The organism is Microbulbifer sp. MKSA007 (assembly GCA_032615215.1).
GTDB lineage: Bacteria > Pseudomonadota > Gammaproteobacteria > Pseudomonadales > Cellvibrionaceae > Microbulbifer.
In genome coordinates this window covers 4,622,824-4,646,562 of sequence record CP128433.1, presented here as the reverse complement: position 1 = coordinate 4,646,562, position 23,739 = coordinate 4,622,824, and the positions used below count along the sequence as shown (strand labels likewise).

At 51.5% G+C, this 23,739-nt stretch carries 27 protein-coding genes; 23 read left to right on the top strand and 4 right to left on the bottom strand.

The genetic code is table 11. The features are described 5' to 3' along the window. Nucleotides 1-95 precede the first annotated feature (95 nt). A complete protein-coding gene (gene ettA / locus QT397_23595) occupies nt 96-1,760 on the bottom strand; it encodes an energy-dependent translational throttle protein EttA (GenBank protein WNZ55793.1) in 1,665 nt (554 codons plus the stop codon). 180 nt (nt 1,761-1,940) lie between these two features. Here ettA and QT397_23590 point away from each other — a divergent pair, with 180 nt between their 5' ends. The 5 genes from QT397_23590 to QT397_23570 all read left to right on the top strand — a co-directional run bounded on the left by QT397_23590 (nt 1,941) and on the right by QT397_23570 (nt 7,425). Continuing rightward, nucleotides 1,941-3,047 carry an enoyl-CoA hydratase/isomerase family protein gene (locus QT397_23590; protein ID WNZ55792.1) on the top strand — a complete coding sequence of 369 codons (1,107 nt, stop codon included), beginning with the start codon at nt 1,941-1,943 and terminating at the stop codon, nt 3,045-3,047. A gap of 72 nt (nt 3,048-3,119) precedes the next feature. Next, complete coding sequence (gene mmsB / locus QT397_23585) at nt 3,120-4,025, top strand: 3-hydroxyisobutyrate dehydrogenase (GenBank protein WNZ55791.1); 906 nt, start codon at nt 3,120-3,122, stop codon at nt 4,023-4,025. Between the two features lie 397 nt (nt 4,026-4,422). Then, nucleotides 4,423-5,121 carry an OmpW family outer membrane protein gene (locus QT397_23580; protein WNZ55790.1) on the top strand — a complete coding sequence of 233 codons (699 nt, stop codon included), beginning with the start codon at nt 4,423-4,425 and terminating at the stop codon, nt 5,119-5,121. 123 nt (nt 5,122-5,244) lie between these two features. Beyond that, nucleotides 5,245-6,627 carry an oxygen-independent coproporphyrinogen III oxidase gene (hemN, locus tag QT397_23575; GenBank protein WNZ55789.1) on the top strand — a complete coding sequence of 461 codons (1,383 nt, stop codon included), beginning with the start codon at nt 5,245-5,247 and terminating at the stop codon, nt 6,625-6,627. A 249-nt stretch (nt 6,628-6,876) separates the two neighbouring features. After that, a complete protein-coding gene (locus tag QT397_23570; GenBank protein ID WNZ58590.1) occupies nt 6,877-7,425 on the top strand; it encodes a helix-turn-helix domain-containing protein in 549 nt (182 codons plus the stop codon). Nucleotides 7,426-7,477: 52 nt separating this feature from the next. Here QT397_23570 and QT397_23565 read toward each other — a convergent pair whose 3' ends face one another. After that, nucleotides 7,478-8,500 carry an adenosine deaminase gene (locus QT397_23565; GenBank protein WNZ55788.1) on the bottom strand — a complete coding sequence of 341 codons (1,023 nt, stop codon included), beginning with the start codon at nt 8,498-8,500 and terminating at the stop codon, nt 7,478-7,480. 302 nt (nt 8,501-8,802) lie between these two features. On the opposite strand from QT397_23565, the gene QT397_23560 reads away from it, so the two are divergent. The 5 genes from QT397_23560 to QT397_23540 all read left to right on the top strand — a co-directional run bounded on the left by QT397_23560 (nt 8,803) and on the right by QT397_23540 (nt 12,684). Further along, complete coding sequence (locus tag QT397_23560; protein WNZ55787.1) at nt 8,803-9,669, top strand: SDR family oxidoreductase; 867 nt, start codon at nt 8,803-8,805, stop codon at nt 9,667-9,669. A gap of 169 nt (nt 9,670-9,838) precedes the next feature. Then, entirely contained in the window at nt 9,839-10,426 is a 588-nt protein-coding gene (locus tag QT397_23555) for a cyclic nucleotide-binding domain-containing protein (protein WNZ55786.1), read from the top strand. Further along, on the top strand, nt 10,399-10,560 hold the full coding sequence (locus QT397_23550) for a helix-turn-helix domain-containing protein (GenBank protein ID WNZ58589.1): 162 nt from the start codon (nt 10,399-10,401) through the stop codon (nt 10,558-10,560). The genes QT397_23555 and QT397_23550 overlap by 28 nt, the downstream gene beginning before the upstream one ends. 397 nt (nt 10,561-10,957) lie before the next feature. Then, the gene (locus QT397_23545; protein WNZ55785.1) at nt 10,958-11,620 is read left to right on the top strand and encodes a hypothetical protein; all 663 of its coding nucleotides are present in this window, start codon (nt 10,958-10,960) and stop codon (nt 11,618-11,620) included. A 362-nt stretch (nt 11,621-11,982) separates the two neighbouring features. Further along, nucleotides 11,983-12,684: a hypothetical protein gene (locus QT397_23540; protein WNZ55784.1), complete on the top strand. Its 702-nt coding sequence runs from the start codon at nt 11,983-11,985 to the stop codon at nt 12,682-12,684. A 343-nt stretch (nt 12,685-13,027) separates the two neighbouring features. Here QT397_23540 and QT397_23535 read toward each other — a convergent pair whose 3' ends face one another. Together QT397_23535 and QT397_23530 are read right to left on the bottom strand one after the other, a co-directional pair. Then, a complete protein-coding gene (locus QT397_23535; protein ID WNZ55783.1) occupies nt 13,028-13,195 on the bottom strand; it encodes an STAS/SEC14 domain-containing protein in 168 nt (55 codons plus the stop codon). 29 nt (nt 13,196-13,224) lie between these two features. Next, nucleotides 13,225-13,800 (bottom strand): hemerythrin domain-containing protein, encoded by a 576-nt coding sequence (locus QT397_23530; GenBank protein WNZ55782.1) that lies wholly within the window; start codon nt 13,798-13,800, stop codon nt 13,225-13,227. A 480-nt stretch (nt 13,801-14,280) separates the two neighbouring features. Here QT397_23530 and QT397_23525 point away from each other — a divergent pair, with 480 nt between their 5' ends. The 13 genes from QT397_23525 (at nt 14,281) to QT397_23465 (ending at nt 23,724) form a co-directional block, all read left to right on the top strand. Continuing rightward, entirely contained in the window at nt 14,281-14,769 is a 489-nt protein-coding gene (locus QT397_23525) for an outer membrane beta-barrel protein (protein WNZ55781.1), read from the top strand. 149 nt (nt 14,770-14,918) lie between these two features. Beyond that, on the top strand, nt 14,919-15,416 hold the full coding sequence (locus tag QT397_23520; GenBank protein ID WNZ55780.1) for a porin family protein: 498 nt from the start codon (nt 14,919-14,921) through the stop codon (nt 15,414-15,416). Nucleotides 15,417-15,635: 219 nt separating this feature from the next. Next, on the top strand, nt 15,636-16,904 hold the full coding sequence (gene glyA, locus QT397_23515) for a serine hydroxymethyltransferase (GenBank protein ID WNZ55779.1): 1,269 nt from the start codon (nt 15,636-15,638) through the stop codon (nt 16,902-16,904). 153 nt (nt 16,905-17,057) lie between these two features. Then, nucleotides 17,058-17,525 carry a transcriptional regulator NrdR gene (gene nrdR / locus QT397_23510; GenBank protein ID WNZ55778.1) on the top strand — a complete coding sequence of 156 codons (468 nt, stop codon included), beginning with the start codon at nt 17,058-17,060 and terminating at the stop codon, nt 17,523-17,525. Next, nucleotides 17,522-18,667 (top strand): bifunctional diaminohydroxyphosphoribosylaminopyrimidine deaminase/5-amino-6-(5-phosphoribosylamino)uracil reductase RibD, encoded by a 1,146-nt coding sequence (gene ribD, locus QT397_23505; GenBank protein WNZ55777.1) that lies wholly within the window; start codon nt 17,522-17,524, stop codon nt 18,665-18,667. Before nrdR ends, ribD begins: the two co-directional genes overlap by 4 nt. Further along, nucleotides 18,667-19,329 (top strand): riboflavin synthase, encoded by a 663-nt coding sequence (locus tag QT397_23500; protein WNZ55776.1) that lies wholly within the window; start codon nt 18,667-18,669, stop codon nt 19,327-19,329. Before ribD ends, QT397_23500 begins: the two co-directional genes overlap by 1 nt. Nucleotides 19,330-19,407: 78 nt before the next feature. Beyond that, on the top strand, nt 19,408-20,529 hold the full coding sequence (gene ribBA / locus QT397_23495; protein WNZ55775.1) for a bifunctional 3,4-dihydroxy-2-butanone-4-phosphate synthase/GTP cyclohydrolase II: 1,122 nt from the start codon (nt 19,408-19,410) through the stop codon (nt 20,527-20,529). A 77-nt stretch (nt 20,530-20,606) separates the two neighbouring features. Next, nucleotides 20,607-21,077 (top strand): 6,7-dimethyl-8-ribityllumazine synthase, encoded by a 471-nt coding sequence (ribE, locus tag QT397_23490; protein ID WNZ55774.1) that lies wholly within the window; start codon nt 20,607-20,609, stop codon nt 21,075-21,077. A gap of 69 nt (nt 21,078-21,146) precedes the next feature. Next, nucleotides 21,147-21,590: a transcription antitermination factor NusB gene (nusB, locus tag QT397_23485; protein ID WNZ55773.1), complete on the top strand. Its 444-nt coding sequence runs from the start codon at nt 21,147-21,149 to the stop codon at nt 21,588-21,590. Between the two features lie 10 nt (nt 21,591-21,600). Next, on the top strand, nt 21,601-22,326 hold the full coding sequence (gene thiL / locus QT397_23480; protein WNZ55772.1) for a thiamine-phosphate kinase: 726 nt from the start codon (nt 21,601-21,603) through the stop codon (nt 22,324-22,326). 8 nt (nt 22,327-22,334) lie between these two features. Further along, on the top strand, nt 22,335-22,541 hold the full coding sequence (locus tag QT397_23475; protein ID WNZ55771.1) for a hypothetical protein: 207 nt from the start codon (nt 22,335-22,337) through the stop codon (nt 22,539-22,541). Nucleotides 22,542-22,583: 42 nt separating this feature from the next. After that, on the top strand, nt 22,584-23,072 hold the full coding sequence (locus QT397_23470; protein WNZ55770.1) for a phosphatidylglycerophosphatase A: 489 nt from the start codon (nt 22,584-22,586) through the stop codon (nt 23,070-23,072). Nucleotide 23,073: 1 nt separating this feature from the next. Continuing rightward, on the top strand, nt 23,074-23,724 hold the full coding sequence (locus tag QT397_23465; GenBank protein ID WNZ55769.1) for a TIGR02281 family clan AA aspartic protease: 651 nt from the start codon (nt 23,074-23,076) through the stop codon (nt 23,722-23,724). The last annotated feature ends 15 nt before the right edge of the window (nt 23,725-23,739 follow it).

Sequence of the window (23,739 nt, the reverse complement as noted above, 5' to 3'; positions counted from 1 at the left end):
TGGGATTTTACTTAAGTAACCTATGGAAGGAGAGGTATTATGTACTTCGAATCTAATAAAAAAGCCCGCCTATGCGGGCTTTTTTATTATCAGGATCAAGTCTTAAGCTTCTTATAATGCATCCGATGCGGCGTTGCATCCTCACCTTTGCGCTGCACAAAGTCCTCGTGGTACTCGGTGTAGTTACCCTCGAAGAATACCGCTTCACTCTCACCCTCATAGGCGAGGATATGGGTGGCAACGCGATCCAGGAACCAGCGATCGTGCGAGATTACCAGGGCACAGCCTGGGAAGTTGAGCAGGGCTTCTTCCAGGGCGCGCAGGGTTTCGATATCCAGATCGTTGGAGGGTTCATCCAGCAGCAGTACGTTGGCGCCCTGCTTGAGGGTATAGGCCAGGTGCAGGCGTCCGCGTTCACCGCCGGAGAGTTCGCCTACGCGCTTCTGCTGGTCACTGCCCTTGAAGTTAAAGCGGCCAACATAGTTGCGCGAGCCCACTTCGTAGTTGTTGATCTTGAGCATATCGTGGCCGTCTGAGATGGCTTCCCATACGGTCTTGCTGTCATCCAGATTTTCACGGCCCTGTTCAACGTAGGCGACCTTAACGGTTTCACCCATCTTGATCTCGCCGGAGTCCGGCTGTTCGGTGCCGCTGATCATACGGAACAGGGTGGACTTACCGGCACCGTTGCCGCCGACGATACCTACAATTGCGCCCTTGGGCACGCGGAAAGACAGGTTGTCGATCAGCAGGCGCTCGCCGAAGCCTTTGCTCACACCTTTAAACTCAATCACATTGTCGCCGAGACGCTCGCCGGGCGGAATGTAGATTTCGTTGGTCTCATTGCGGGCCTGGAAGTCCTGGGACTGCATTTCTTCCAGGCGGGACAAACGGGCCTTGTTTTTGGACTGACGGCCCTTGGGGTTTTGGCGGGCCCACTCGAGTTCCTTTTGCATGGCTTTGGCGCGGGCCTGTTCGCCGCGCTGCTCTTGCTCCAGGCGTTTTTCTTTCTGTTCCAGCCAAGTGGTGTAGTTGCCTTCCCAGGGGATGCCGTGGCCGCGGTCCAGTTCCAGAATCCAGCCGGCAACATTGTCGAGGAAGTAGCGATCGTGGGTGATGGCAACCACAGTGCCGGTGAAATCGTGCAGGAAGCGCTCCAGCCAGAATACGGATTCCGCATCCAGGTGGTTGGTGGGTTCGTCGAGAAGCAGCATATCCGGGCGGGACAGCAGCAGGCGGCAAAGGGCCACACGGCGTTTTTCACCGCCGGACAGATTGTTTACGTCCGCATCCCAGGGCGGCAGGCGCAGGGCGTCTGCGGCAACTTCCAGGCGGTGCTCCAGGTTGTGGGCGTCCCAGGCCTGGATAATGTCTTCGAATTGTTGCTGTTTCTTGGCCAGGGCATCGAAGTCTGCGTCGGGCTCGGCGTAATCGGCGTAGACCTGTTCCAGGCCGGCAAGGGCGTCGATGGCTTCGCGTACACCGTCCTCTACGTTGCCGCGCACGGTCTTGCTGGCATCGAGTTGCGGTTCCTGGGGCAGGTAGCCGACCTTGATGCCGGGCATTGCGCGGGCTTCGCCGTTAAAGTCCTGGTCGACCCCGGCCATGATGCGCAGCAGGGTGGATTTACCTGCGCCGTTTAGACCGAGTACGCCGATCTTGGCGCCGGGGAAGAAGGAGAGGGAGATGTCCTTGAGGATCTCGCGCTTGGGGGGCACTACTTTGCCCACCCGGTTCATGGTGTATACGTATTCGGCCATTTGGGGTTCCGTAATGGGTGTTGGAATCGGTCAGATTTTGCGCGCAACTTATCAGTTTGCGTAAAAAGTGCAACCGGGCATCTCTTAGGTAGCCCGCTGTACTCGCGTGTGGCTGACGTCAAATGTGATCTGTGTTTAACTGCGACACTATCTAGTACAAGAGCTATAAGACGAATAAAAATGGATCAGGATTCCCCGGTGTTGTTTTCCCGACGCGGCGCCCTGGCGATCGCGACGTTAAACCTCCCCAAGGCTCTGAATGCCTTAAATTCACCCATGATCGACTTGTTGTCGGCCCAGTTGGACCGCTGGGCTGAAGACTCTGAAGTCGCAGCAGTCTGGATCGATGGCAGTGGCGACAAGGCGCTGTGCGCTGGCGGCGATGTGGTGGCGCTGTATCGGGAGTCCGCCGCCTATGGTGAGACACCGGACTACGGATTCACCACCGACTTCTTCTCCCGCGAATATCGCCTGGACTACCAGATTCACTCTTACGCCAAGCCCGTCGTGGTGTGGGGCGGTGGCTTCGTGATGGGGGGCGGTATCGGCATTATGGCGGGAGCCAGCCACCGGATTGTGACCGAAACCACTCGCATGGCAATGCCGGAGATTACGATTGGTTTGTTTCCCGATGTGGGGGGCAGCTGGTTCCTGAATCGTATGCCCGGGCGCCTCGGGCTTTTCCTGGGGCTGACCGGTGCGCAGTTTAATGGTGCCGATGCCCTGTTTACCGGTATGGCGGACCGTATGATAGGCCAGGATCAGCGGGAATCAGTCTTGTCTGCGTTAGCGGAGCTCAGTTTCGGTGAAAACCTGGAAGCCAATCACCAGTTAATTAGCAATTGCCTTAAATCCCAGGAGCTGCCCCTTCTGGAGCGGCCTGAGTCTGCTCTGCGAGAGCATTATGACCAAATCCAGCAGCTTACCGATTTTGCCACCTTGCCAGAGGTTTGTGCTGCCATCAGTGCATACCAGGGTGTGGATAAGTGGTTGCAGCGGGCAGCTGCCACTTTGGCAGGTGGCTCTCCGCTGACACCCTGGATTGTGTGGGAGCAATTACAGCGGGCTCGACACCTGTCCCTGGCGGATATCTACCGCATGGAGTTGGCACTCGCGGTAAACCTCTGTGCCAGTGGCCACTTTAAGGAAGGGGTGCGCGCGCTGTTGATTGATAAAGACCGCGAACCCCAGTGGCAACCTGACAGCTTGGAACAGATTACACCTGCGCAGGTGGAAAGCTGCTTTGAGGGACCCTGGGCTGGTGAGCACCCACTGGCCGACCTGTAGATATCGTATTTACCGAGCGTCCCGGGCTGTTAATCGCCAGGGATACCAACAACAAAATAGGGAGTGGCTTTTATGGAAAAGATAGCCTTTTTTGGTTTGGGTAATATGGGTGGCCCCATGGCTGCCAACTTGGCGAAGGCCGGCTATACCGTAGCGGCATTTGATTTGAGCCCTGTTGCTCTGGAACAGGCACAGCGAGATGGCTGCCTGCCCTGTGACAGTGCCCAACAGGCTGTTGAGGGCGCGGATATCGTAATTTCCATGTTGCCCAGTGGCGACGCGGTGAAAGGGCTCTACCTGGGAGAGGCTGGGCTGTTGCAACAACTCCCGGCCGATACCCTGGTTATCGACTGTTCGACTATCTCTGCAGAGGACGCCTGCCTGGTCAGCCTGGCTGCCGGGGAGCGTGGGTTGAGAGCGATAGATGCTCCGGTATCCGGTGGTACAGCTGCGGCACAGGCGGGGACGCTTTGCTTTATGTGCGGCGGGGATGAAGCGGCATTTGATGCAGCGCGGGCCCCGCTGCAGGTGATGGGCAGCAAGATATTCCTCGCCGGTGCTGCCGGTGCCGGGCAGGTGGCAAAGATCTGCAACAATCTGTTGCTCGCGATCCATATGACCGGTACCGCAGAAGCTTTACAGCTGGGAGTGGATAAGGGGCTGGATGCCAAGGTACTGAGCGATATTATGCAGGAAAGTTCGGGTAATAATTGGTCCCTGGCTAACTACAATCCCTACCCGGGCACTATGGAGAGCGTGCCTTCGGCAAAGGGCTATGCCGGCGGTTTCAGTGTGGCATTGATGCTCAAGGACCTGGGACTGGCTATGGATGCCGCCTCAACCAGTGCATCCTCTACTCCGATGGGAGCCCTGGCGAAAAATCTTTTCCAGCTGCATGGCGCCAGTGAGGAAAACCAGCAACTGGATTTCTCCAGTATTCAGAATATGTTCCGGCGCCCGGCGGGCAGCCTTACTTAGCGTCTGTTTAAAGGCCTTGCACCACAGTCTGGCAATGTCGGCAGTGGTGCAGTTTTGGCCTGGTTTGCTTGTCCTCAACTCTGTCATCTAAAGAAAAAATTTGCGGTAGTTCTCAATTTGGCAAGATCGTATCAAATACCATTGAGTGCTCGGTTCCCTCGGACTTTCTGAGCCGCTATCTTCCCCGCCCCTTCCCGGAAACGGGTCTCCCTTAAACAGCGCAACTATCTTGCTGCTGCACATTCCAATGGATTTTTTTCCAGGTAATTCGGCAGCTTGATTTGGATCAAGCAGTCTCAAGCAGTCAGCGAGTAACCTGTCCGCGACTTGTGATTGTGCCTGGAGGGGGGCCCTTCCTGAGTCGGGAAAAATGCCTAATCGCTTTATGGAGAAGTTAATGAATCGTATAACTGCTTGTGCGACAGCCGCTTTGACCGCCGTACTTTCTGCACCCGCACTGGCCTATGAACAAGGCAGTTTAATTCTGCGCGGTGGCATGGCCACTGTAGCACCCGATGCTAATTCCAGCGTACTTTCCTTGAATGGAACCGGCATCGACCAAACTGGTGTTGATGTGGATAACGGTTCCGCACTGGGCCTGACCGGCGTCTACATGTTCCGCGATCATTGGGGTTTGGAACTGGTTGCCGCAACGCCGTTCAGCCACGATATCGAAGTTGTTGGCGAGGGCCTGGGCAGTTTCAACCTGGGGGAAACCAAGCACTTGCCGCCGACTCTGTTGGTTCAATGGTATCCGATGGAGCCACAGTCCAACATTCAGCCGTATGTTGGCCTGGGTGTGAACTACACCGCTTTCTTTGATGAAGAAATCAGCAGCACCGCCGATAGCGCTTTCGAAGGCCTTGGCGCCACCGGTGATGCAGAACTGTCCCTGGACAATTCATTTGGCCTGGCAGCAGAAGCCGGTATCGATTTTACCTTCGGTGCCGATCAACGCTGGCTGTTCAATATGTCTGTGTTCTGGATGGACATCGAGACCGACGCCAAAGTCAAAGTACCTGGCCTGGGTGAAGTGACTGCCAATGTGGATATTGATCCGCTGGTTTACATGGCTGGTCTGGGCTACCGCTTCTAAAAGGTAGCAATAAATAGGTCTGGGGTAGAGCAGTCACTGTGGTTTTCTGGTCGAAGACCCGGTGGCTGCTTTTTTGTTTGTGTCGGATTTCCAAGCAAACTACCGAACGAGGTGTGAATTAATATGAAGCAAGAGATTAAAAGCCCCGTGGGAGGGTTGTCTGAAGAACTCTTATCCCGTTATAGCGGACCCTGCCCGCGCTACACCTCATATCCTACCGCCGATCGTTTTCACACATTAAATGGAATTGAGCCCTGGGCAGCGCTGCAGGATATTCGCAGTTTGTCCCTTTATGTTCATATTCCTTTTTGCCGTTCTCTCTGTTACTTCTGCGCTTGTAATAAAGTAATTACTCACCAGTATGGACTGGCTTCCAGTTATCTGGATCACTTGCTACAGGAAGCCCAGTGGTACCGGGATAAGGTGGCTGATGTCCCCGTTACCCAATTGCACTTGGGCGGTGGTACACCGACATTCTTGAGTGATAGTGATATGCGTCGCTTAATGGGAGGGCTGGCTGAAGTTTTTGATTTGCGCCCTGGCGACGGGGTTGAATACAGTATTGAGGCCGATCCACGTACCCTTGAGTTAGAGACCCTGGATACCCTGCGAGAACTGGGTTTTAACCGCTTGAGCCTGGGGGTGCAGGATTTCGATATCGAAGTTCAGCGTTCAATCAATCGTATCTGCAGTGCCGACCAAGTTACGGAGTTGACCGTAGCGGCGCGTGAGCGCGGGTTTGAGTCCATTTCCTACGACCTGATTTACGGACTACCCAAGCAGGGGCTGAGCAGCCTGCACAGTACTTTGGATAAAGTGCTGGAGCTGCAACCGGATCGCATCGCTCTCTATCACTATGCACACCTGCCACACCGATTTAAGGCCCAGCGCCTAATTGATACGGATTTAATCCCTTCTGCCGCAGAAAAAGTGGTGATGCAGCTGGCGGCTGTAGAGCACCTGGGTAAGGCGGGGTATGAATTTTTGGGGATGGATCACTTTGCCCGTCCTGGGGATGAACTGGCTAAGGCAGCCCATGCCGGTATGCTGCAGCGCAATTTCCAGGGTTACACCCTAATGCCGGCAGATGCTTTGGTCGGTCTGGGGGCATCGGCGATCAGCTACAGTCGCGATGGCTACTGGCAAAATTTACATCGCCTAAAAGAATATACTCAGGCGATTGGAGAAGGGAAATCTGCAGCCTGCCGCGGCTGGTTAATGGATGATGAAGATCGTTTGCGCCAGTGGATTATTAGTGAATTAATGTGTCGTTTGCGCCTGGATAAAAACCTTGTTGAACAGCGTATAGGTGCTTCCTTTGAGGAGTATTTCTCTGAGGAATTAGCGCGCTTACAGCCTATGTTTGACGATGGTCTAATTTATCAGGATAACGAAAATATTATTGTTACCGAGGAAGGCCGCTGGTTCGTGAGAAATGTTGCCGCTGCATTTGATATGTATTTGCACAGTCAAGAAACAGATGCGAAATATTCACGTGTTCTATAGCTACCGGCAGGAGACTAACGGCTCGACAGCCGTTACAATTGCGGCAAATTAGTTTACCGACCGGTTTAGTATGATGGATTCCTCTACAGCTGTTAGTTGCGGCAACTGTTCAGTCAGGCGTTTGTGCTTGCCAGCTGGTTTGTGTCAGTCTGATATTGATCGGCTAGAGCAGATCACGCGTCGAAAGAAAATAATTAAAGCGGGGAGACCCTTTACCGAGCTGGCGATCCATTTGCCAATCTCTATGCAATTCGCTCTGGCAGTTTTAAAACTGTGGTGATTGCTGCAGATGGTGACACTCAGGTCACCCACTTCGCTTTACCTGGGGAACTGCTCGGTCTGGATGCCTACAGTACTCGGGTACATCCGAGTTATGCGGAAGCATTGGAAGACAGCAGTGTTTGCCTGCTGCCTTTTACTCAACTGGAAATTTTGGCCCAGCAGGTGACAGCCCTGCAGCAGCAGATTTACAGCATTTTTTCTGAAGAGTTGCGCCAGGAAAACGATATTTTAATGTTGTTGGGCAAGCGCTCTGCCGATACTCGTTTGGCGGCTCTTCTGATTAATATTTCCAGCCGTTACGCTCGTCGTGGATACTCTCACAGTGCGTTTGTTTTATCGATGCCGCGCACTGATATCGCCAATTATTTGGGTTTGACAGCGGAAACTGTCAGCCGGCTTTTCTCGCGTTTTCAGCGAGAAAAATTAATTAAGGTGAGTGGTCGATCAGTTGAGATTATTAATTTAATTGAACTCAGTGAGCTAGCGGGTACTCACTGTGGTTATGATGAAGACTGAATTTTTAAATAGTGTCCTGGCTTTATAGTCAGTCAGGACACTACCCAATCCACTAAACTTCAGCAACCGTTTCGACTGCTGATATTGCCTCCGCCCACTTTTCTTTATCTGCCTCTGAAATGTAGCTCGCTTTAAAACTATTCAGGGCCAGTTTTTTCGCCTGCTCTTTAGTCATGCCCAGACTTTCGCTAAGGGCCAGATAATTTTTATTAACGTAACCGCCAAAGTAAGCGGGATCATCTGCATTAACAGTGACACACAGGCCGCGCTCGAGGAGTGACAAAATCGGGTGTTGGTCCATATTGTCGTAGACACAGAGTGCGGTATTGGAGAGCGGGCAAACGGTCAGGGGGATATTTTCCGCTTTCAGGCGCTCAATTAGTGCTTCGTCCTCAACGCAGCGAACCCCATGGTCGATACGGCTCACGTCCAGAAGATCGAGAGCCTCTACGATATAATCGGCAGGCCCCTCTTCACCAGCGTGGGCAACTCTCTCAAGCTCTAGCTCTTTGGCCATAGCAAAAACGTTTTCAAATTTGCTGGGTGGATGACCCAGCTCAGAAGAGTCCAGTCCTACACCTTTTATTAAGTTGAGGTATGGTTTTGCCGCTTCCAAGGTGGCAATTGCTTCCTCTTCACTCAGGTGGCGTAAGAAGCACAAAATAAGGTGACTACTTATTCCCCACTCATTTCTTGCATCATCAAGAGCGCTGTTAATGCCCTTGATAACCACACCGATATCAATGCCCCTCTCTGTATGGGTTTGGGGGTCAAAGAAGATCTCTGTGTGGACAACATTGTCTTCACGACAGCGCTTGAGATAAGCCATGGTCAGATCATAAAAATCCTGCTCATGGATCAGGACCGAAGCGCCTTGATAATAAATATCGAGGAACGACTGTAAATTATGAAATTTATAAGCAGCTTTAATTTCCTCAATACTGGAAAAGGGAATTTCAATATTGTTGCGCTTGCTCAACTCGAACATTAGCTCCGGTTCCAGTGAACCCTCGATATGGAGATGAAGCTCGGCTTTTGGCAGTGCTTTCAAAAAGTTCAAATCGGCAATGGACATAGAAATACCTTGTTGCGGGACTACCTGTGAACGTGAATGCGCCGGAGGCTATCCAACATTCCGATTCACAGAAACTGTCTGGGCTATAGAAGGGCGCTAATGGTATCAGGTTACGCCCTCTGAGAATAAAGCTGGCGGAGCTTATTTTACGGCTTATTCTGACTCGCCAGCCCTATTGTTTAGCTGCAGCCAGATATATTGCCAGAAAATACACTGATCGGTTTACTTTCTGCTATTCATGTGTATGCTGCACTGAGTAGTTTACATTTTGAGATTGACTAACAGATACTGAGGAGAGAGCAATGAGTAAGGTTGCCTTGATTACCGGGACTTCTACAGGGCTGGGGCAGAGTCTGGCGCTGCAAATGGCCAAGCAGGGGTTTAGGGTCTTTGCCACCATGAGAGATCTCTCCAAGGCCGACCAGCTGATAAATGCCGCTCCTCAGGGGGCGGCTCTCGAAGTGATGGAATTGGATGTAACAGATTCTGATAGTATTCAGAACTGCGTCGATACCATTATCCGGGATGCTGGGCGTATCGATTTATTGATCAACAATGCTGGCGCTGGTTTTGTAAAGACCACTGAACACGCCAGCGAAGAAGAGATACGTTGGGTGACGGATGTGAACTACCTCGGTGTAGTTCGCTGCACTAAAGCAGTTTTACCCCATATGCGCGAAGCTCGTAGTGGACACGTTATCAATATTTCGTCAGTGGGGGGGCTAGTTGGGCAGCCGTTCAATGAGCTGTATTGTGCGGCAAAGTTTGCTGTTGAGGGTTATACAGAGGCTCTGGCAAGTTATATAACCCCTGCCTTTAATATTAATTTTACCGCTGTCGAGCCCGGTGGAATCCACTCAGAGTTTGCCAATAATGTGCTTTCGCAGTTGGAGCGGAGCCAGGGGTATCCCGAAGATGAATACCAGGGGGTCTTCAATCAGTATATTGGTGGTATGAGGTCGCGAAGCCCAGAGCAGACAGCTGAGATATACCAGACATCTGACCAAGTAGCCGACGTGGTTTTACAAGTGGTACAGGCTGAGGAGCCACCTATTCGGGTCAGAACATCCAAGTGGGCCAATGAACTTTGCAATTTTAAGAGCGGCTTGGATCAGGATGGTAAAAAACAGCAACGAATGGTAATCGAAAGCTTTTTACCTGAATTTTAATCTTTTAACTTTACGAATTTAGCACATAGGGCAAGTTACTAACTACCATGTGTGTTGCTTAGTATTATGGAGTGTATTTACCAGGACAAGCCGTTTATGAAAGAGTCAAAAAGCTGATTCATGGCCGGCAATAGTATTACTGTCAGTAAAAGAATTTGGTTGCCTAGCTATGACCAAGTCAGCGCAGGCCGTAAGTTGTAGTAACTGTTCAGTCAGGCGTTTGTGCTTGCCTGCAGGGCTGGTGCAGGCGGATATTGATCGGCTTGAACGTGTTACCCGCAAGAAAAAGGTAATTAAAGCGGGTGAAACCTTGTATCGAGCAGGTGACCCTTTCCAAAATCTCTATGCGATTCGCTCTGGAAGTGTCAAAACGGTAGTCATTGGTGCAGATGGGAATATCCAGGTAACACATTTCGCCCTTCCTGGTGAGCTGTTGGGGCTCGATGCTTATAGTAGTCGGGTTCACCCCAGTTATGCGGAGGCGCTGGAAGACAGCAGTGTGTGCTTGTTGCCATTTGACCAACTGGAAACCTTAGCTCAGGAAGTTCCAGCACTGCAGCAGCAAATCTATAGCATTTTTTCCGAAGAGTTGCGGCAGGAAAATGAAATCTTAATGTTGCTGGGAAAGCGTGCTGCTGATGCCCGCTTAGCGGCATTGTTGATTAATATTTCCAGTCGCTATGCATGTCGTGGTTACTCCCCCGTGAATTTGTACTTTCTATGCCGAGGATGGACATCGCCAATTACTTGGGGTTAACAGCGGAGACGGTGAGCCGTTTATTTTCGCGTTTTCAGCGAGATGGCCTGGTGAATGTTAGTGGTCGAATGGTTGAAATCCTTGACTTGTTGGCGTTGAGTGAATTGGCTGGAACCCATTGCGGCTACGATTGACAGTAGTAAAGGCTTTCATTTTTCCAATTGATTTTCTTGAAGCTAGTTCTTTTTAGTCAGACTGGTTTGCGGGTATTGGCGCATAATTCTTCCTGAGGTTAGTTTCTCTTACCTGCCTATTTTGGCAGCACTTGGGCCATTTCAGCCAAAATAACTGCGAATACTGCCGCTCAAAAAGGGTACGATGGTTCTAATTAAATGCCGCTATTTTGGGAACGTTTTCTTTTCTCCTTTGTTTAAGAGGGTTTAGCTGTATAGCTTGGATATTTGTAGCTCCCTTGCCTGGTATTTTTTGTATTTCACACCTCTAGCAAATATCCAATAAGCCATAGTAGCCTTTGTCACAGAGCGCTAGTCAGTAAGCCTCAACAAAATAAGAAGTGAGAGGAAGGGAAGTATGCCTGTCAGAGAATTTGATCTAGTTAAGATTTTTGCAGCGGAAGGAACGCAGGTGGGAGATGCTCCCAACCTGGTAATTTCCGCTCACGGTGCAACAACTAAGCAAATTTTTTATCCCAAAGGACACGGAGGGGATAACCTCTTTTTCTTTTCTCCCCATGGTTACTCTCTAAATGATCCAGGTATTGGTAGTGTCTTGAGTGGCAACGCGAAATATCATGAATGGATTGGTAAGGGAAAGGTTTGCCATAACTATACCCTGAGTAAATATCAGGGGTATCACGGGTCAACTACTGGCCAGATCTTAGGGCGTATTACCCGGCCTTTTATAAAAGGTGAGAGCTATGCTGATGTGCAAAAGGCTGTGGATAATGCCCATGAGCACAATGAGATGGTGCGAAATCTGGATCCCAATAATCCCATGCATCAACCTTATATTAAGAAAGGGGTTAAGCCGGTAATGTCGGCGGATTTATTGACTATTCGCAATAGAGTAAAAATGGATAACCCCACCTTAGTGGATGTTCTAAATATTCTGCATAGAAATAATCTGCACTATGAAAATATCTACTGTTCTTTTTGTCGAAGCGAAGTGAGTTTTAGCAATATCCTTATTGGAACCCCATCCTGGGACTGCAAAATGCAGCGACCAACCACCTAATCGGTGTTTTTTAACTTCGTATTCAATTCTTAAGTAGAGAGAAGATGGTGTCCGTTAAGCTAGAAATGTGAATGCATTTTTATTATGGGTCACCATCTACCAATTTGTTACGGCTCACTTCTTTGAGCTTTCCAGGCCTGTACTGCTTTCCTCAATTCCTCCTTATTTCTGTCATATTTATTTCATACCTCACTTATTTGACTAATACTTAGTCCAAAAAATTTTCCTCTTCGTGACTAATGTCAAAAATCATGCAATAAAACTTGAGTATGGATGGTTGGTCATAGTAGGTTGTTAGTACGGTTGTTTTGTTTGGAGGGGTGACCCTCTTATTTCTGTACTCGACGTTAGATAGGTGTCATATGCCTGTTCGTGAATTGGATTTGGTCAAAATTTTTGCACCGGAAGGTACCAATGTTGGGGATGCGCCGTCCCTGGTGATTTCTGCCCACGGCGCCGCAACCAAGCAGGTTTTTTATAATAAAGGTCACGGTGGCGATAACCTGCTTTTCTTTGCACCTCACGGTTACACGTTGGAAGATCCTGGCCTACAAGATGTTGTAGATGGGAAAGCAAAAGTTCATGAGCATATTGGCAAGGGTAAGATATGCCGTAACTATATGTTAAAAAAATTCCAGGGGTACCACGGCAGTACAGCCGGACAGATTTTTGGTCGCCTATCGCGCCGATTTATTAATGATGGTGAGAGTTACGCTCAGATTCAGAATGTTGTGGATGAAGCCCATAAACACAATGTGAAAGCTATTCGGAATCAGGCAAGACTGCAGCAATATGACTTAAATGATCCCTTTCAAAAGTCTCTGTATGACGCAAAAGTTGGTGCTTCTTTGTACACCACAAAGATGGAAGCTAACTTCTTGACGATTCGAAATAGGCACAATCAAAAGAGTCCAACCCTGGCTGATGTGCTCAATATTCTGCATCGGAACAACTTACACTATGAGAATATTTACTGTTCTTTTTGCCGTAACGAGTTGAGCGTAGGTAATCTTATATTGGGAACGCCTTCCTGGGACAGTAAAAAGAGGAAGGTGAATACTTAGAAATAAGTAACTGAGTAATTTACGGGCAAAAAAAGGGGGGCGTAAACGCCCCCTTAATCCACTACTTATCAGGAGTGTGTGGAGAAAGCTAATTCCTTTTCAGATTCCTTGTGACCAATACCCGTCTTCCTTGTTTCCTGTAGCCAATCCATGGCCTCTTGTTGCTGTTTGAAATAGCGGACTTCACCGCTAACAAACCAGCTCCCGACTTTTGTGGCTATTTGCTGCCACTCCTCATCCCCAAGTACAGCGACATGCGAGAATTCATTGCCGTGCTTTAAGGCCAGCTTGAACTCATCCCAGATCGCGTGAATCCCCCAGCCCTCGAAATCCCGGAGATCAATCAGTAATTGAACCTGAGTTTTTTTACCCCTTCCAGAGCATATTCTAATAGTGGTGTTATATGCTCATAATCCTCATGGGTTAATTCACCAATTGCCTTTATGTAAAGGAAAAATTCATCATTTATGCGTTCCATGCCAATGGATATGCCGTGGCGTTTAAACTGCATTAACATTTCCTCCCTGCTGCTTTGGTGACCTAAGCTAATGCCTGCGCGGGCATTTGATGTTGTGTCAGATCTTCGTGCAGGGACTCGTAAATTTTTCTGGTTGCCCTGTCGAAATATCTGCAGCTTAATTCACTGACCTGTTTCTGAATATAAATCCAGTCGGTAGTCCCCAGGTACTGTTCGATCTGTGGGAAAATAGATTTATTTTCCAAGTCCATATGCTTGCGTTGCAGCTTCAGGTAGCTGTTGCAAGCTCCTTGCAGCACTCTCCGTTCAACGGTCGCATCATTGGCAATAGCGTAAAATAAAGCGCACATGTGTTTTGTCGCTGCGGCTATATTTTCATGCTGCATTTGCGCTTCGTAAATTGATTCCCTGTCATGTACTGGCTTAGTCAACAGCCGGGAAAATATTAAGTCCTCAACTGGGTGGTGATACCTATCCGGGTATGCCGATAAATAATCCAAAGCATCAAGGATCAGTGACAAGGTGTTTGGATCGCGATTGCTGCAGCCAAAAAGATCCAGGAGTAATTGCTCAAAGGCGTTGAGCAACTCTTGCATATGTTTATGGTCACAGCACAGTTGTCGGTAGATGGCATTCATCCCAGACCTCCGCGATTTGTCGATGGGTCTATTGTTGCCAGATGTACCAATCCAAAGTTGATTTGGATCAAGTGAGGGGGACTTAGTGGGACTCAAGGTGGAATTTACCGCTACCTACTCAGGGGAGGGCTGGGGTTATCAATAGGTATGAGGCTGACCATGCCGCTGAATTCCTTGGGTCAACTCTTATCTGTACCTCGTTGTATTTGACCACAAGATAAATTAAACCTATTTTCGAGTAGCCCTTTCTTCAGTTTTTTCCACAAGTACGCTCTTCTGTCGGACCTAGATAAGGGTGTGTCTGATCCTTCATATTTTAATAATTTCTAATGACGTGTTGTTGCACATTTAAGCATGCTGCGATGTTTCCCGTTGTTCAATAAATTTATTGGTGCTGAAGTCGTAGGTTGTCATCGAATTATTCCGCAGCGCTCTATTTATGTGTCACGACAAAGTTAATGCAACAGGATGGGAGTGTTAATGAAAATAGTTAAGGCTGGTATAGGTGTGCTGGCACTCGTTGTTTCAACGGGCGCAATTGCCGAGGGCGCCTACTGGGGGGGCGTGGCCGGAATAACAGATTTTGATTTCAAAGGGGTCGATAATCCTCTGAATTTGGGACTGCGAGCAGGTTATGTGCGGGCCTCGGGTTTTGGGGTGGAAGGTGAATATACCAGTTCACTATTAAGTGGTGAGACTGAGGCTTATGGTCGGAATGTGGATGTAGACATACGCACTCTTGCTACTTATGCGACTTACAGAACAGAGGGGGACTGGTACCTGAAAGGACGCCTGGGCCTTCTCTATGAAGACGTTTCTGTTGGCAGCGAAAGTAGTGATGACCTGGGTGTCAGCTTAGGGGCTGGAATTGGTTATAGCCTGAATGAAATTTATCACCTGGAGCTTGAGTACACCGTATTAGAGAAGGATGTCAGTTATTGGTCAGGCGGGTTTAGCTTGAGATTTTAATTGCCCCTTTCCTAAGTTTGACTAATGGTGACACCTCTTTTTAAAAGCTCCCAGGTTACATACTGACCTGTCTAAGTGAACACTTGTGCCAGTTGATTGTGCCCCTATAATCCCTGCCCTTTGATCAGACTTCGAGATTTAAGGGGAAGATGGTGGGCTTTAATCTCAAGGCAATGGCTGCAGTTACCGCTCTGTTGTGTTCCGCTACCGCTTATGGGCAGGGTGCGTATATCGGTGGCGTTTTCGGTGCTTTGGATGTTGATGCCAGGGGGGAGAGTCCTTTAAATGGGGGGATTCGAGCCGGTTATACCTGGGGTTCTGGCTGGGGATTCGAGGCAGAAGTCACCGACTCTGTCATTGATGGTGAGTTCGACTACTACTGGTACGATTACAACTACTCCCTGGCAACGCAAGCTGTTTATGCCACCTATCGCAGCCCGGGCAACATTTATCTGAAAGGTCGTATCGGCTACCTCCATGAGGAGTTGGAGATAGATAATTGGGAGAAAGAGTACTCGGATAACGGGGCATCTGCCGGGCTCGGGGCTGGTTTCAAACTGACCGACGAGGCGACCCTGGAACTGGATTACACCATCATTGAGTCCGACGTGAATTACTGGTCTGGCTCTGTGGTGTACAAATTCTGACCGTCTTTTTAAGGTGGACGGGTTGGTCCCGCCACGTCTCTGCATTTGCGCATTCATGCTGCCCTTGGTGTACAATGCGCGCCTTTCTAAAATGCCCAGAATGCATTGAGCAGTAGGGCCATCCCACGCTGGGAGCCTTTGGCCCTACTCATAAGTCTGGGCGCTGTGGTATCGAGTTTTACAAGCCTCTACTCAAGCCCGCTTTACCGAGGGAACACCATGTTTGATTCATCTGTCACTTTAGCTTCTTACGACCCGGAAATTTGGGAAGCCATCCAGGAGGAAGACTCTCGTCAGGAAGACCATATCGAGTTAATCGCCTCTGAGAACTACACCAGCCCAATGGTAATGGAAGCTCAGGGCAGCAGCCTGACTAACAAGTATGCCGAGGGCTATCCAGGCAAGCGTTATTACGGCGGTTGTGAGTACGTGGACAAAGTGGAAGCCCTGGCCATTGAGCGGGCCAAGGAGCTGTTTGGTGCTGATTACGCCAATGTGCAACCGCACTCAGGGTCACAGGCTAATGCGGCTGTTTACCAGGCGCTCTGCGCCCCAGGTGACACTGTACTGGGCATGAGTCTGGCCCACGGTGGCCACCTTACCCACGGTGCCCGCGTTAACTTTTCCGGCAAGATCTACAATGCAGTGCAGTACGGTCTGAACCCGGAAACTGGCGAAGTGGATTACGAGGAAGTTGAACGCCTGGCGCTTGAGCACAAGCCGAAGATGATCGTGGCTGGTTTCTCTGCTTATAGCCGAGTGATGGATTGGGCGCGTTTCCGCGAGATCGCTGACAAAGTGGGTGCTTACCTGTTTGTGGATATGGCTCACATTGCAGGCCTGGTTGCCGCTGGTGAGTATCCCTCCCCAATCTCCCACGCCGATGTTGTGACTTCTACTACTCACAAAACCCTGCGTGGCCCCCGCGGCGGTATCATCCTGGCGCGCGCCAACGAAGAAATTGAGAAGAAGCTCAACTCCGCTGTATTCCCCGGTGGTCAGGGTGGCCCGCTGATGCATGTGATCGCGGCGAAAGCGGTTTCTTTCAAAGAGGCCATGACCCCTGAATACAAGGCCTACCAGAAGAAGGTTGTGGAAAATGCCCGCGCAATGGCGGAGACCTTCCTCGATCGCGGTATCAACATTGTATCCGGTGGGACCGATGATCACCTGATGCTGGTTGACCTGATTGGCAAAGAGTACACCGGTAAGGATGCGGATGAAGCCCTGGGTAACGCCAACATCACCGTTAATAAGAACGCGGTACCCAACGATCCGCGCTCTCCTTTCATTACCAGCGGCCTGCGTGTTGGCACTCCGGCAATCACTACTCGCGGCTTTGGTGTAAAGGAAACCCAACAGCTCACTCACTGGATCTGCGACGTGCTGGATGCACTGGAGAAAGGTGATGTTGAAGCAACTATCGCCGATGTGAAGCAGAAGGTTCTGGGTATTTGCGCAGAGTTTCCTGTGTATAAAAAAGGCTGATCAGCACTACTGACAAAAAAGCGGCTCATAGAGCCGCTTTTTTTATGTGTCCCTGTTGAATTTGCGATGCACTGTGGCTGTGCGTGCTGCGGTCACACAGTGCAACGGCTGTGGTAAACTGCGGCCCATTTTCCATTCCGGGGATAATCCCACATGCACTGTCCGTTCTGCAGCGCAGAAGAAACAAAAGTAGTCGATTCCCGATTGGTGGCTGAGGGCGACCAAGTACGCCGCCGGCGCGAGTGCCTGGAGTGCCACGAGAGGTTTACCACATTTGAAACTGCGGAGCTGCTGCTGCCGCGAGTGATCAAGCAAAACGGCCAGCGCGAGCCGTTTAATGAAGACAAGTTGCGCGCGGGTATTCAGCGCGCTGTGGAAAAGCGCCCGGTGAGTATTGAGCGGGTGGAGTCGGCGGTATCTCAAATAAAACACGCCCTGCAGGCGACCGGAGAACGGGAGTTGCCGGCGCGTGCTATTGGTGAATTGGTGATGGAGCAACTGCGTGAGCTGGACCAGGTGGCCTATGTGCGCTTTGCTTCTGTCTATCGCCGTTTTGAGGATGTCAGCGAGTTTAGAGAAGAGATTGAACGCCTGACCAGTAAGGGATCGAAGACAGAATGAGTCAAACGGTTGTACACAGTGCGGAAGCACTGATAGCCCGCGCTATTCAGTTGGCAGAGCGCGGTCTCTACACCACTATGCCGAATCCGCGAGTGGGCTGTGTGATTACTGACGGGGATGGCAATATTGTCGGCGAAGGCTGGCACAAGCGGGCCGGCGAACCCCACGCTGAGATCGAAGCCCTGAGTGATGCCGGCGACCTGGCTCAGGGGGCTACGGTTTATGTCACTCTTGAGCCCTGCAGCCATACCGGCCGCACAGGTCCCTGTGCCGAGGCGCTGGTAAAGGCCGGCGTGGCCCGGGTTATTTACGGAATGCAGGACCCGAATCCGAATGTCAGCGGTGCCGGATTGCAAATATTGCGCGATGCTGGGATCGAAGTGGAAGGCCCCATCCTGGAAGAGAGGTGTCGCGCTCTAAACCCTGGCTTTATCAAGCGTATGACCCTGGGACTGCCCCTGGTGCGAAGCAAATCCGCCATGAGCCTGGATGGGCGCACCGCTATGGCCAGTGGGGAGTCAAAGTGGGTATCGGGCCCTGCGGCTCGCGCCGATGTACAGCGCCTGCGTGCTCGCAGTTGTGCAGTGATCACCGGGGTTGAGACGGTGCGCTTCGACAATCCCAATCTCAATGTGCGCGCCGATGAAATGGCACTGGAAATGCTGGCCGCAGAGCGAGCCGCCGAAGTGCAGCCGCTGCGAGTAATTGTTGACAGCCAGCTGCGCACCCCAGCGAGAGCCTTTATTTTACAGGGGGATGCCCCCACATTGGTGTGCACGACAGAGCGCGCGGAGGCCGAGCGCCGCGAGCGTATTGAGAAAACGGGTGCGGAAGTCGTGGTTTTACCCCATGACAAAGAAGGTCGCGTAGACCTGCTCGCCCTGCTCAAGGAGTTGGCGCGACGCCAGTGCAATGAAGTTTTGGTAGAGAGCGGTGCGACCCTCTCTGGTGAATTCCTCTATCGTGGCCATGTCGACGAAATAATTGTTTATATGGCGCCAAAACTGCTGGGTAGCACCGGGCGGCCGCTGTTTGAACTGCCTATCGAGCGTATGGGCTCGATGCTGCCGATTACGATTACCGATATGCGCGCAGTTGGTCACGACTGGCGCATTACTGCAACAACCGATATCGAGCGCTGATGTTTACCGGAATTATTGAAGCCTTAGGCGAGATTGCAGAGTTAAAACCCCAGGGCGGCGACCTGCGTGTGCGTGTGCGCAGCGGTAAGCTGGATCTGGGTGATGTGCAACTGGGGGACAGCATTGCCACCAATGGTGTTTGTCTCACGGTTGTGGACCTGCCCGGTGATGGTTACTGGGCGGATGTCTCTGCGGAAACCCTGGATGTGACAACGGTGGGCCGCTGGAAAAAAGGCGACCGGGTCAATCTGGAAAAAGCACTGACACCCCAGACCCGCCTGGGTGGACACATTGTCAGCGGCCATGTGGATGGTATTGGCGAGGTGGTATGGCGCAAGTCCGAGGCTCGCGCCGAGCGGTTCCGCCTGCGCGCACCGGAAAACCTGGCTCGCTATATTGCCCATAAAGGGTCTATCACCGTCGACGGCACCAGCCTCACGGTCAATGCCGTGGATGGGGCTGAGTTTGAACTCACCATAGTGCCACACACGTTGCAGGAAACGATTATGGCCGGCTATACCGCCGGTACTCGGGTCAACCTGGAAGTGGACCTGATTGCGCGCTACTTGGAGCGGCTACTCCTCGGTGATGAGGCAGCCAAGCCTAGTGGTGGGGGCATGACCCTCGAATTTTTGGCCCAGAACGGGTTTTACAAGCGCTAAAGATGGGCCGTGCACCACGGCGAAAACAGCAGCGATAGCCGCTCTATTTGCAATTGATAAATTTATCCAGAGTTAACCATGGAACTAAATACGGTTGAAGAACTGATCGACGATATCCGCCAGGGCAAAATGGTAATCCTGATGGATGATGAAGATCGCGAGAACGAGGGCGACCTGGTGATGGCTGCGGAGCAGATTCGCGCTGAAGACATCAACTTTATGGCCACTCATGCCCGTGGCCTGATTTGTATGCCCATGTCCAAAGAGCGCTGTGAGCAGTTGGACCTGCCGCTGATGTCGCGGGACAACGGAGCCCAGTTCAGCACCAACTTCACCGTATCCATTGAGGCGGCAGAGGGTGTCACCACCGGTATTTCCGCCGCCGATCGCGCGCGCACGGTTCGCGCCGCTGTGGCCAGAAATGCCAAGCCCAGCGATATTGTACAGCCCGGCCATATTTTCCCCATTATGGCCCAGCCCGGCGGTGTATTAAGCCGCGCAGGCCACACCGAAGCTGGTTGCGACCTGGCCCGCCTGGCGGGTTTTGAGGCGGCTGCGGTGATTGTTGAGATCATGAATGAAGACGGCACCATGTCCCGCCGCCCGGACCTGGAAAAGTTCGCGAAAGAGCACAACCTGAAGATCGGCACTATCGCCGACCTGATTACCTATCGCGCCCTGAATGAGAAAACCGTTGAGTGCGTTAATGAGCGCAAGGTGCGCACCGAGTTCGGTGAGTTCAAGCTGCGCACTTATCTCGATAAGGCCCGCCGCGAGCGCCACTTTGCCTTTGTTAAAGGCGACCCCACCCCAGAAGAGCCGACCCTGGTTCGTGTGCATGTGGGAAATACTCTGCGCGATGTGCTTACGATTCAGCGCGGCGATGAAAAATTCACCCCGTGGACCTTCCGTCGCGCGATGCAGCGTATTGAAGAAGAGGGCAAGGGTGTTGTGGTACTGATCTGCCACAACGAAACCACCGAAGAAATCGAAGAGAGTATTGATTGGCTGATCAGCGGCAAGCAACAGCGCCCTAGCCAGGACCTGGTGTACAAGCAGGTAGGTACCGGTTCGCAAATTCTGCGGGATCTCAAGGTGCGCAAAATGCGTCTGATGAGCGCACCGTTCAAGTTCAGTGCTATTTCCGGGTTTGATCTCGAAGTAGAGGAATACCTGAACGTAGAGGCGCCGCAACCCTAATAAAAGAGTAACAATACTGAAGCGCCGCTACTGTCCTGATAGCGGCGGCGATGGACAAGAAATACGGATTGAAAATTATGAGCAATATTCAAGTGATCGAAGGGGACTTTGTCGGCAGTACGGGCAAATACGCACTGTTGGTGAGCCGCTGGAACAGCTTTGTGGTTGAAAGCCTAAAGGATGGTGCACTGGACACCCTGCGCCGCAAGGGTATCAAGGATGAAGATATCACTATCTACTACGCCCCGGGCGCATTCGAATTTCCCCTGGCGGCACAGAAGCTGGCTGAGACTAAAAAGTTTGATGCCATTATTGCCCTGGGTGCGGTTATCCGTGGTGGCACCCCGCACTTTGAGTATGTGGCTGGCGAGTGCACCAAAGGCCTGGCTCAGGTATCCATGAATACTGGCATTCCCGTCACCTTTGGCGTGCTGACAGTGGACTCCATTGAGCAGGCTATCGAGCGCTCCGGCACCAAGGCTGGCAACAAAGGTTGTGAAGCTGCCGAAACCGCCCTGGAAATGGTTTCCCTACTCGGCAAGATTTAATTGCCGGCGCGCCGGCACAAAAGGTGTGTCGGTGCAGCCCATTCTGTGAAGTATCTACCGGAAAAGACAATGACCGTAACTGCATCCGCCCGCCGTAAGGCACGTCACTACGCCATGCAGGCGCTCTATCAGTGGCAGATGGCCGGCGCCAGCCTTAATTCCATTGAGGCCGAGTTTCACGCCGATAATGATATGAGCAAAACCGACGTGGAATATTTTCGTGATATTTTCCACGGCGTAGCGAAAAACCTCGATGAGGTAGAGGGCGCTTACACGTCGCACCTGGATCGCAAAGTGGAAGACCTGGACCCTGTATCCCGCGCGCTGTTGCGCATGGCCACTTACGAGCTGAAAAACCGTATCGATGTGCCTTACAAGGTTGTCATTAATGAGGCGGTGGCCCTGGCGAAAAAATTTGGTCCCACCGATGCCTTCAAGTTTATCAATGGCATTTTGGATAAGACCGCTGCGGACCTGCGCTCGGCAGAGGTAGCCGCAGACAAGAAGGGCTGAGCCAGCAATTATGTCTAAAGCGCCGGGGGAGTTTGAGATCATCCGCGATTACTTCGCCCGCGCTCCCCAGGGCGAAGGTGTAGCCCTGGGGATTGGCGATGACTGCGCGCTCTTGCAAGCACCTGTCAGCGGGCAGTTGGCCACTTCTATGGACACCCTGGTAGCAGGCCGTCACTTCCCCGCAGGTGCTGACCCATTCATGGTTGCGAGCCGTGCACTGCGTGTGAATATCAGTGACCTGGCGGCAATGAATGCCCGCCCCCTCTGGTTTACCCTTGCCCTGACCTTACCCGATAGCGACTCCGTTTGGCTGGAGAAATTCGCCAGTGGCCTGCTGGAAACTGCTGGCAAGTTTGGGGTTTCCCTTGTGGGTGGTGACACTACCGCTGGCCCCTTGTCCATTACGATTCAGGTGATCGGCCATACCGAAAAGCCCCTCCGGCGGGATGGCGCTTCTGTCGGCGACAATATTTATGTGAGCGGCCCACTGGGCGCTGCCGCAGCAGCCCTGCCCGTTGTTTTGGCAGAGCGGAATGTGACTGAGTCAGTGCGGCGGGAAGCGGAGCAGGCTTTCTATTTTCCCGAGCCGCAATTAGAAACTGCCAACGCGATTGCAGGCATTGCTACCAGTGCGTTGGATATTTCCGACGGATTACTGGGGGATCTGGGCCATATCTGCAAAGCGAGCGGTGTGGCAGCAGAAATAAACCTGGAGTCTCTGCCCATAGCCCCCTAGCCAATCGATTGGCAGCTGATACTGCCGTAGAGCTGGCGGCCTGTGGAGGGGATGACTACCAGCTTTGTTTTACCGCACCGGCAGCCGCAGTTGAGCAAGTTCGTCAACTGGGTTTTACACCCATAGGGAAACTCGTTGAGGGGGAGCCGCAGGTACGTTGCTCCTATCACGGCAATCCCTGGGTTGCTCAATCGCCAGGCTATAGGCACTTTTAAGTCATTGTGTAGACCATAGTGCCTTTGTGAGAATTCAATAATATGAGCATTAACAACCCGACATTTTCCCAGCTGTTGCGCGATCCCACCTTACTGTTGGCATTTGGGTTCGGCTCCGGGCTGGCACCCAAAGCGCCGGGTACGTTTGGTACCCTGGCAGCGATTCCTTTTTGGTGGTTGATGAAGGATTTGCCTCCATTCTGGTATCTGGCCATTGTGTTTGTTACCGGTGTGGTAGGTTGCTATCTATGTGGTGCAGCTGCCAAGAAAATGGGAGTTCACGATCACGGCGGTATTGTTTGGGATGAAATGGTGGGCTACTGGCTCACCATGTTTATGGCTCCTGCAGGTTGGGCTTGGGCGCTATACGGCTTTGTCCTCTTCCGGATATTTGATATTGCCAAGCCCCCGCCCATTGGCTGGGCTGATCGCAAGGTGCAAGGTGGCGTTGGGATTATGCTCGACGATATACTGGCCGCCGTTTATGCGTCCCTGGTACTGCAATTAACGGCGTGGGTACTGGGCGCTTAGATTGATAGGGAAGATCAATGCGCAGCTATTTTGTATTTTTTTAAGTCTCTTGATTGCTCTGAGTGCTAATGCACAGCAGGTTCAATTAAAGGGATTATTTGGCGATAGCGCCATGCTGGAAATTGATGGCCGCCAGAAAATTCTTAAGGCGGGACAAAAATCCCCAGAGGGTGTCACCCTGTTGGAAGCGACTACTCGTTATGCACGGATTAGTGTGTCTGGACGGGAGCAAAAGCTGACCTTGGATGCACCTATAGCAACCAGTTTTGCCAAGGCGGCGAAAGCAGAAGTACGGCTTCCCGCCGATAGCCGTGGACATTATTTAACAAATGCCTGGGTCAATGGCCTGAGAGTGCCGATGATGGTGGATACCGGCGCTACCAATATTGCTATTAATTATCCTACCGCTCGTCGCCTAAGGCTGAATCTGGATAATGCCGAGGAAGTACTAGTCTCTACTGCTAATGGTATTACTAGTGTTTATCGAGTGAATCTTAGCAGTGTCACCATAGGTGGAATCAAAGTTCACAATGTTGATGCGACAGTTCATGCAGATGACTTCCCCCAGGTGGTACTTCTTGGCAACAGCTTTCTCAGCCAGGTTGATATGGAACAGCAGGGCGGTGTGCTGGTACTGCGCGCCCGACACTGATTTAAAGAGGTATTA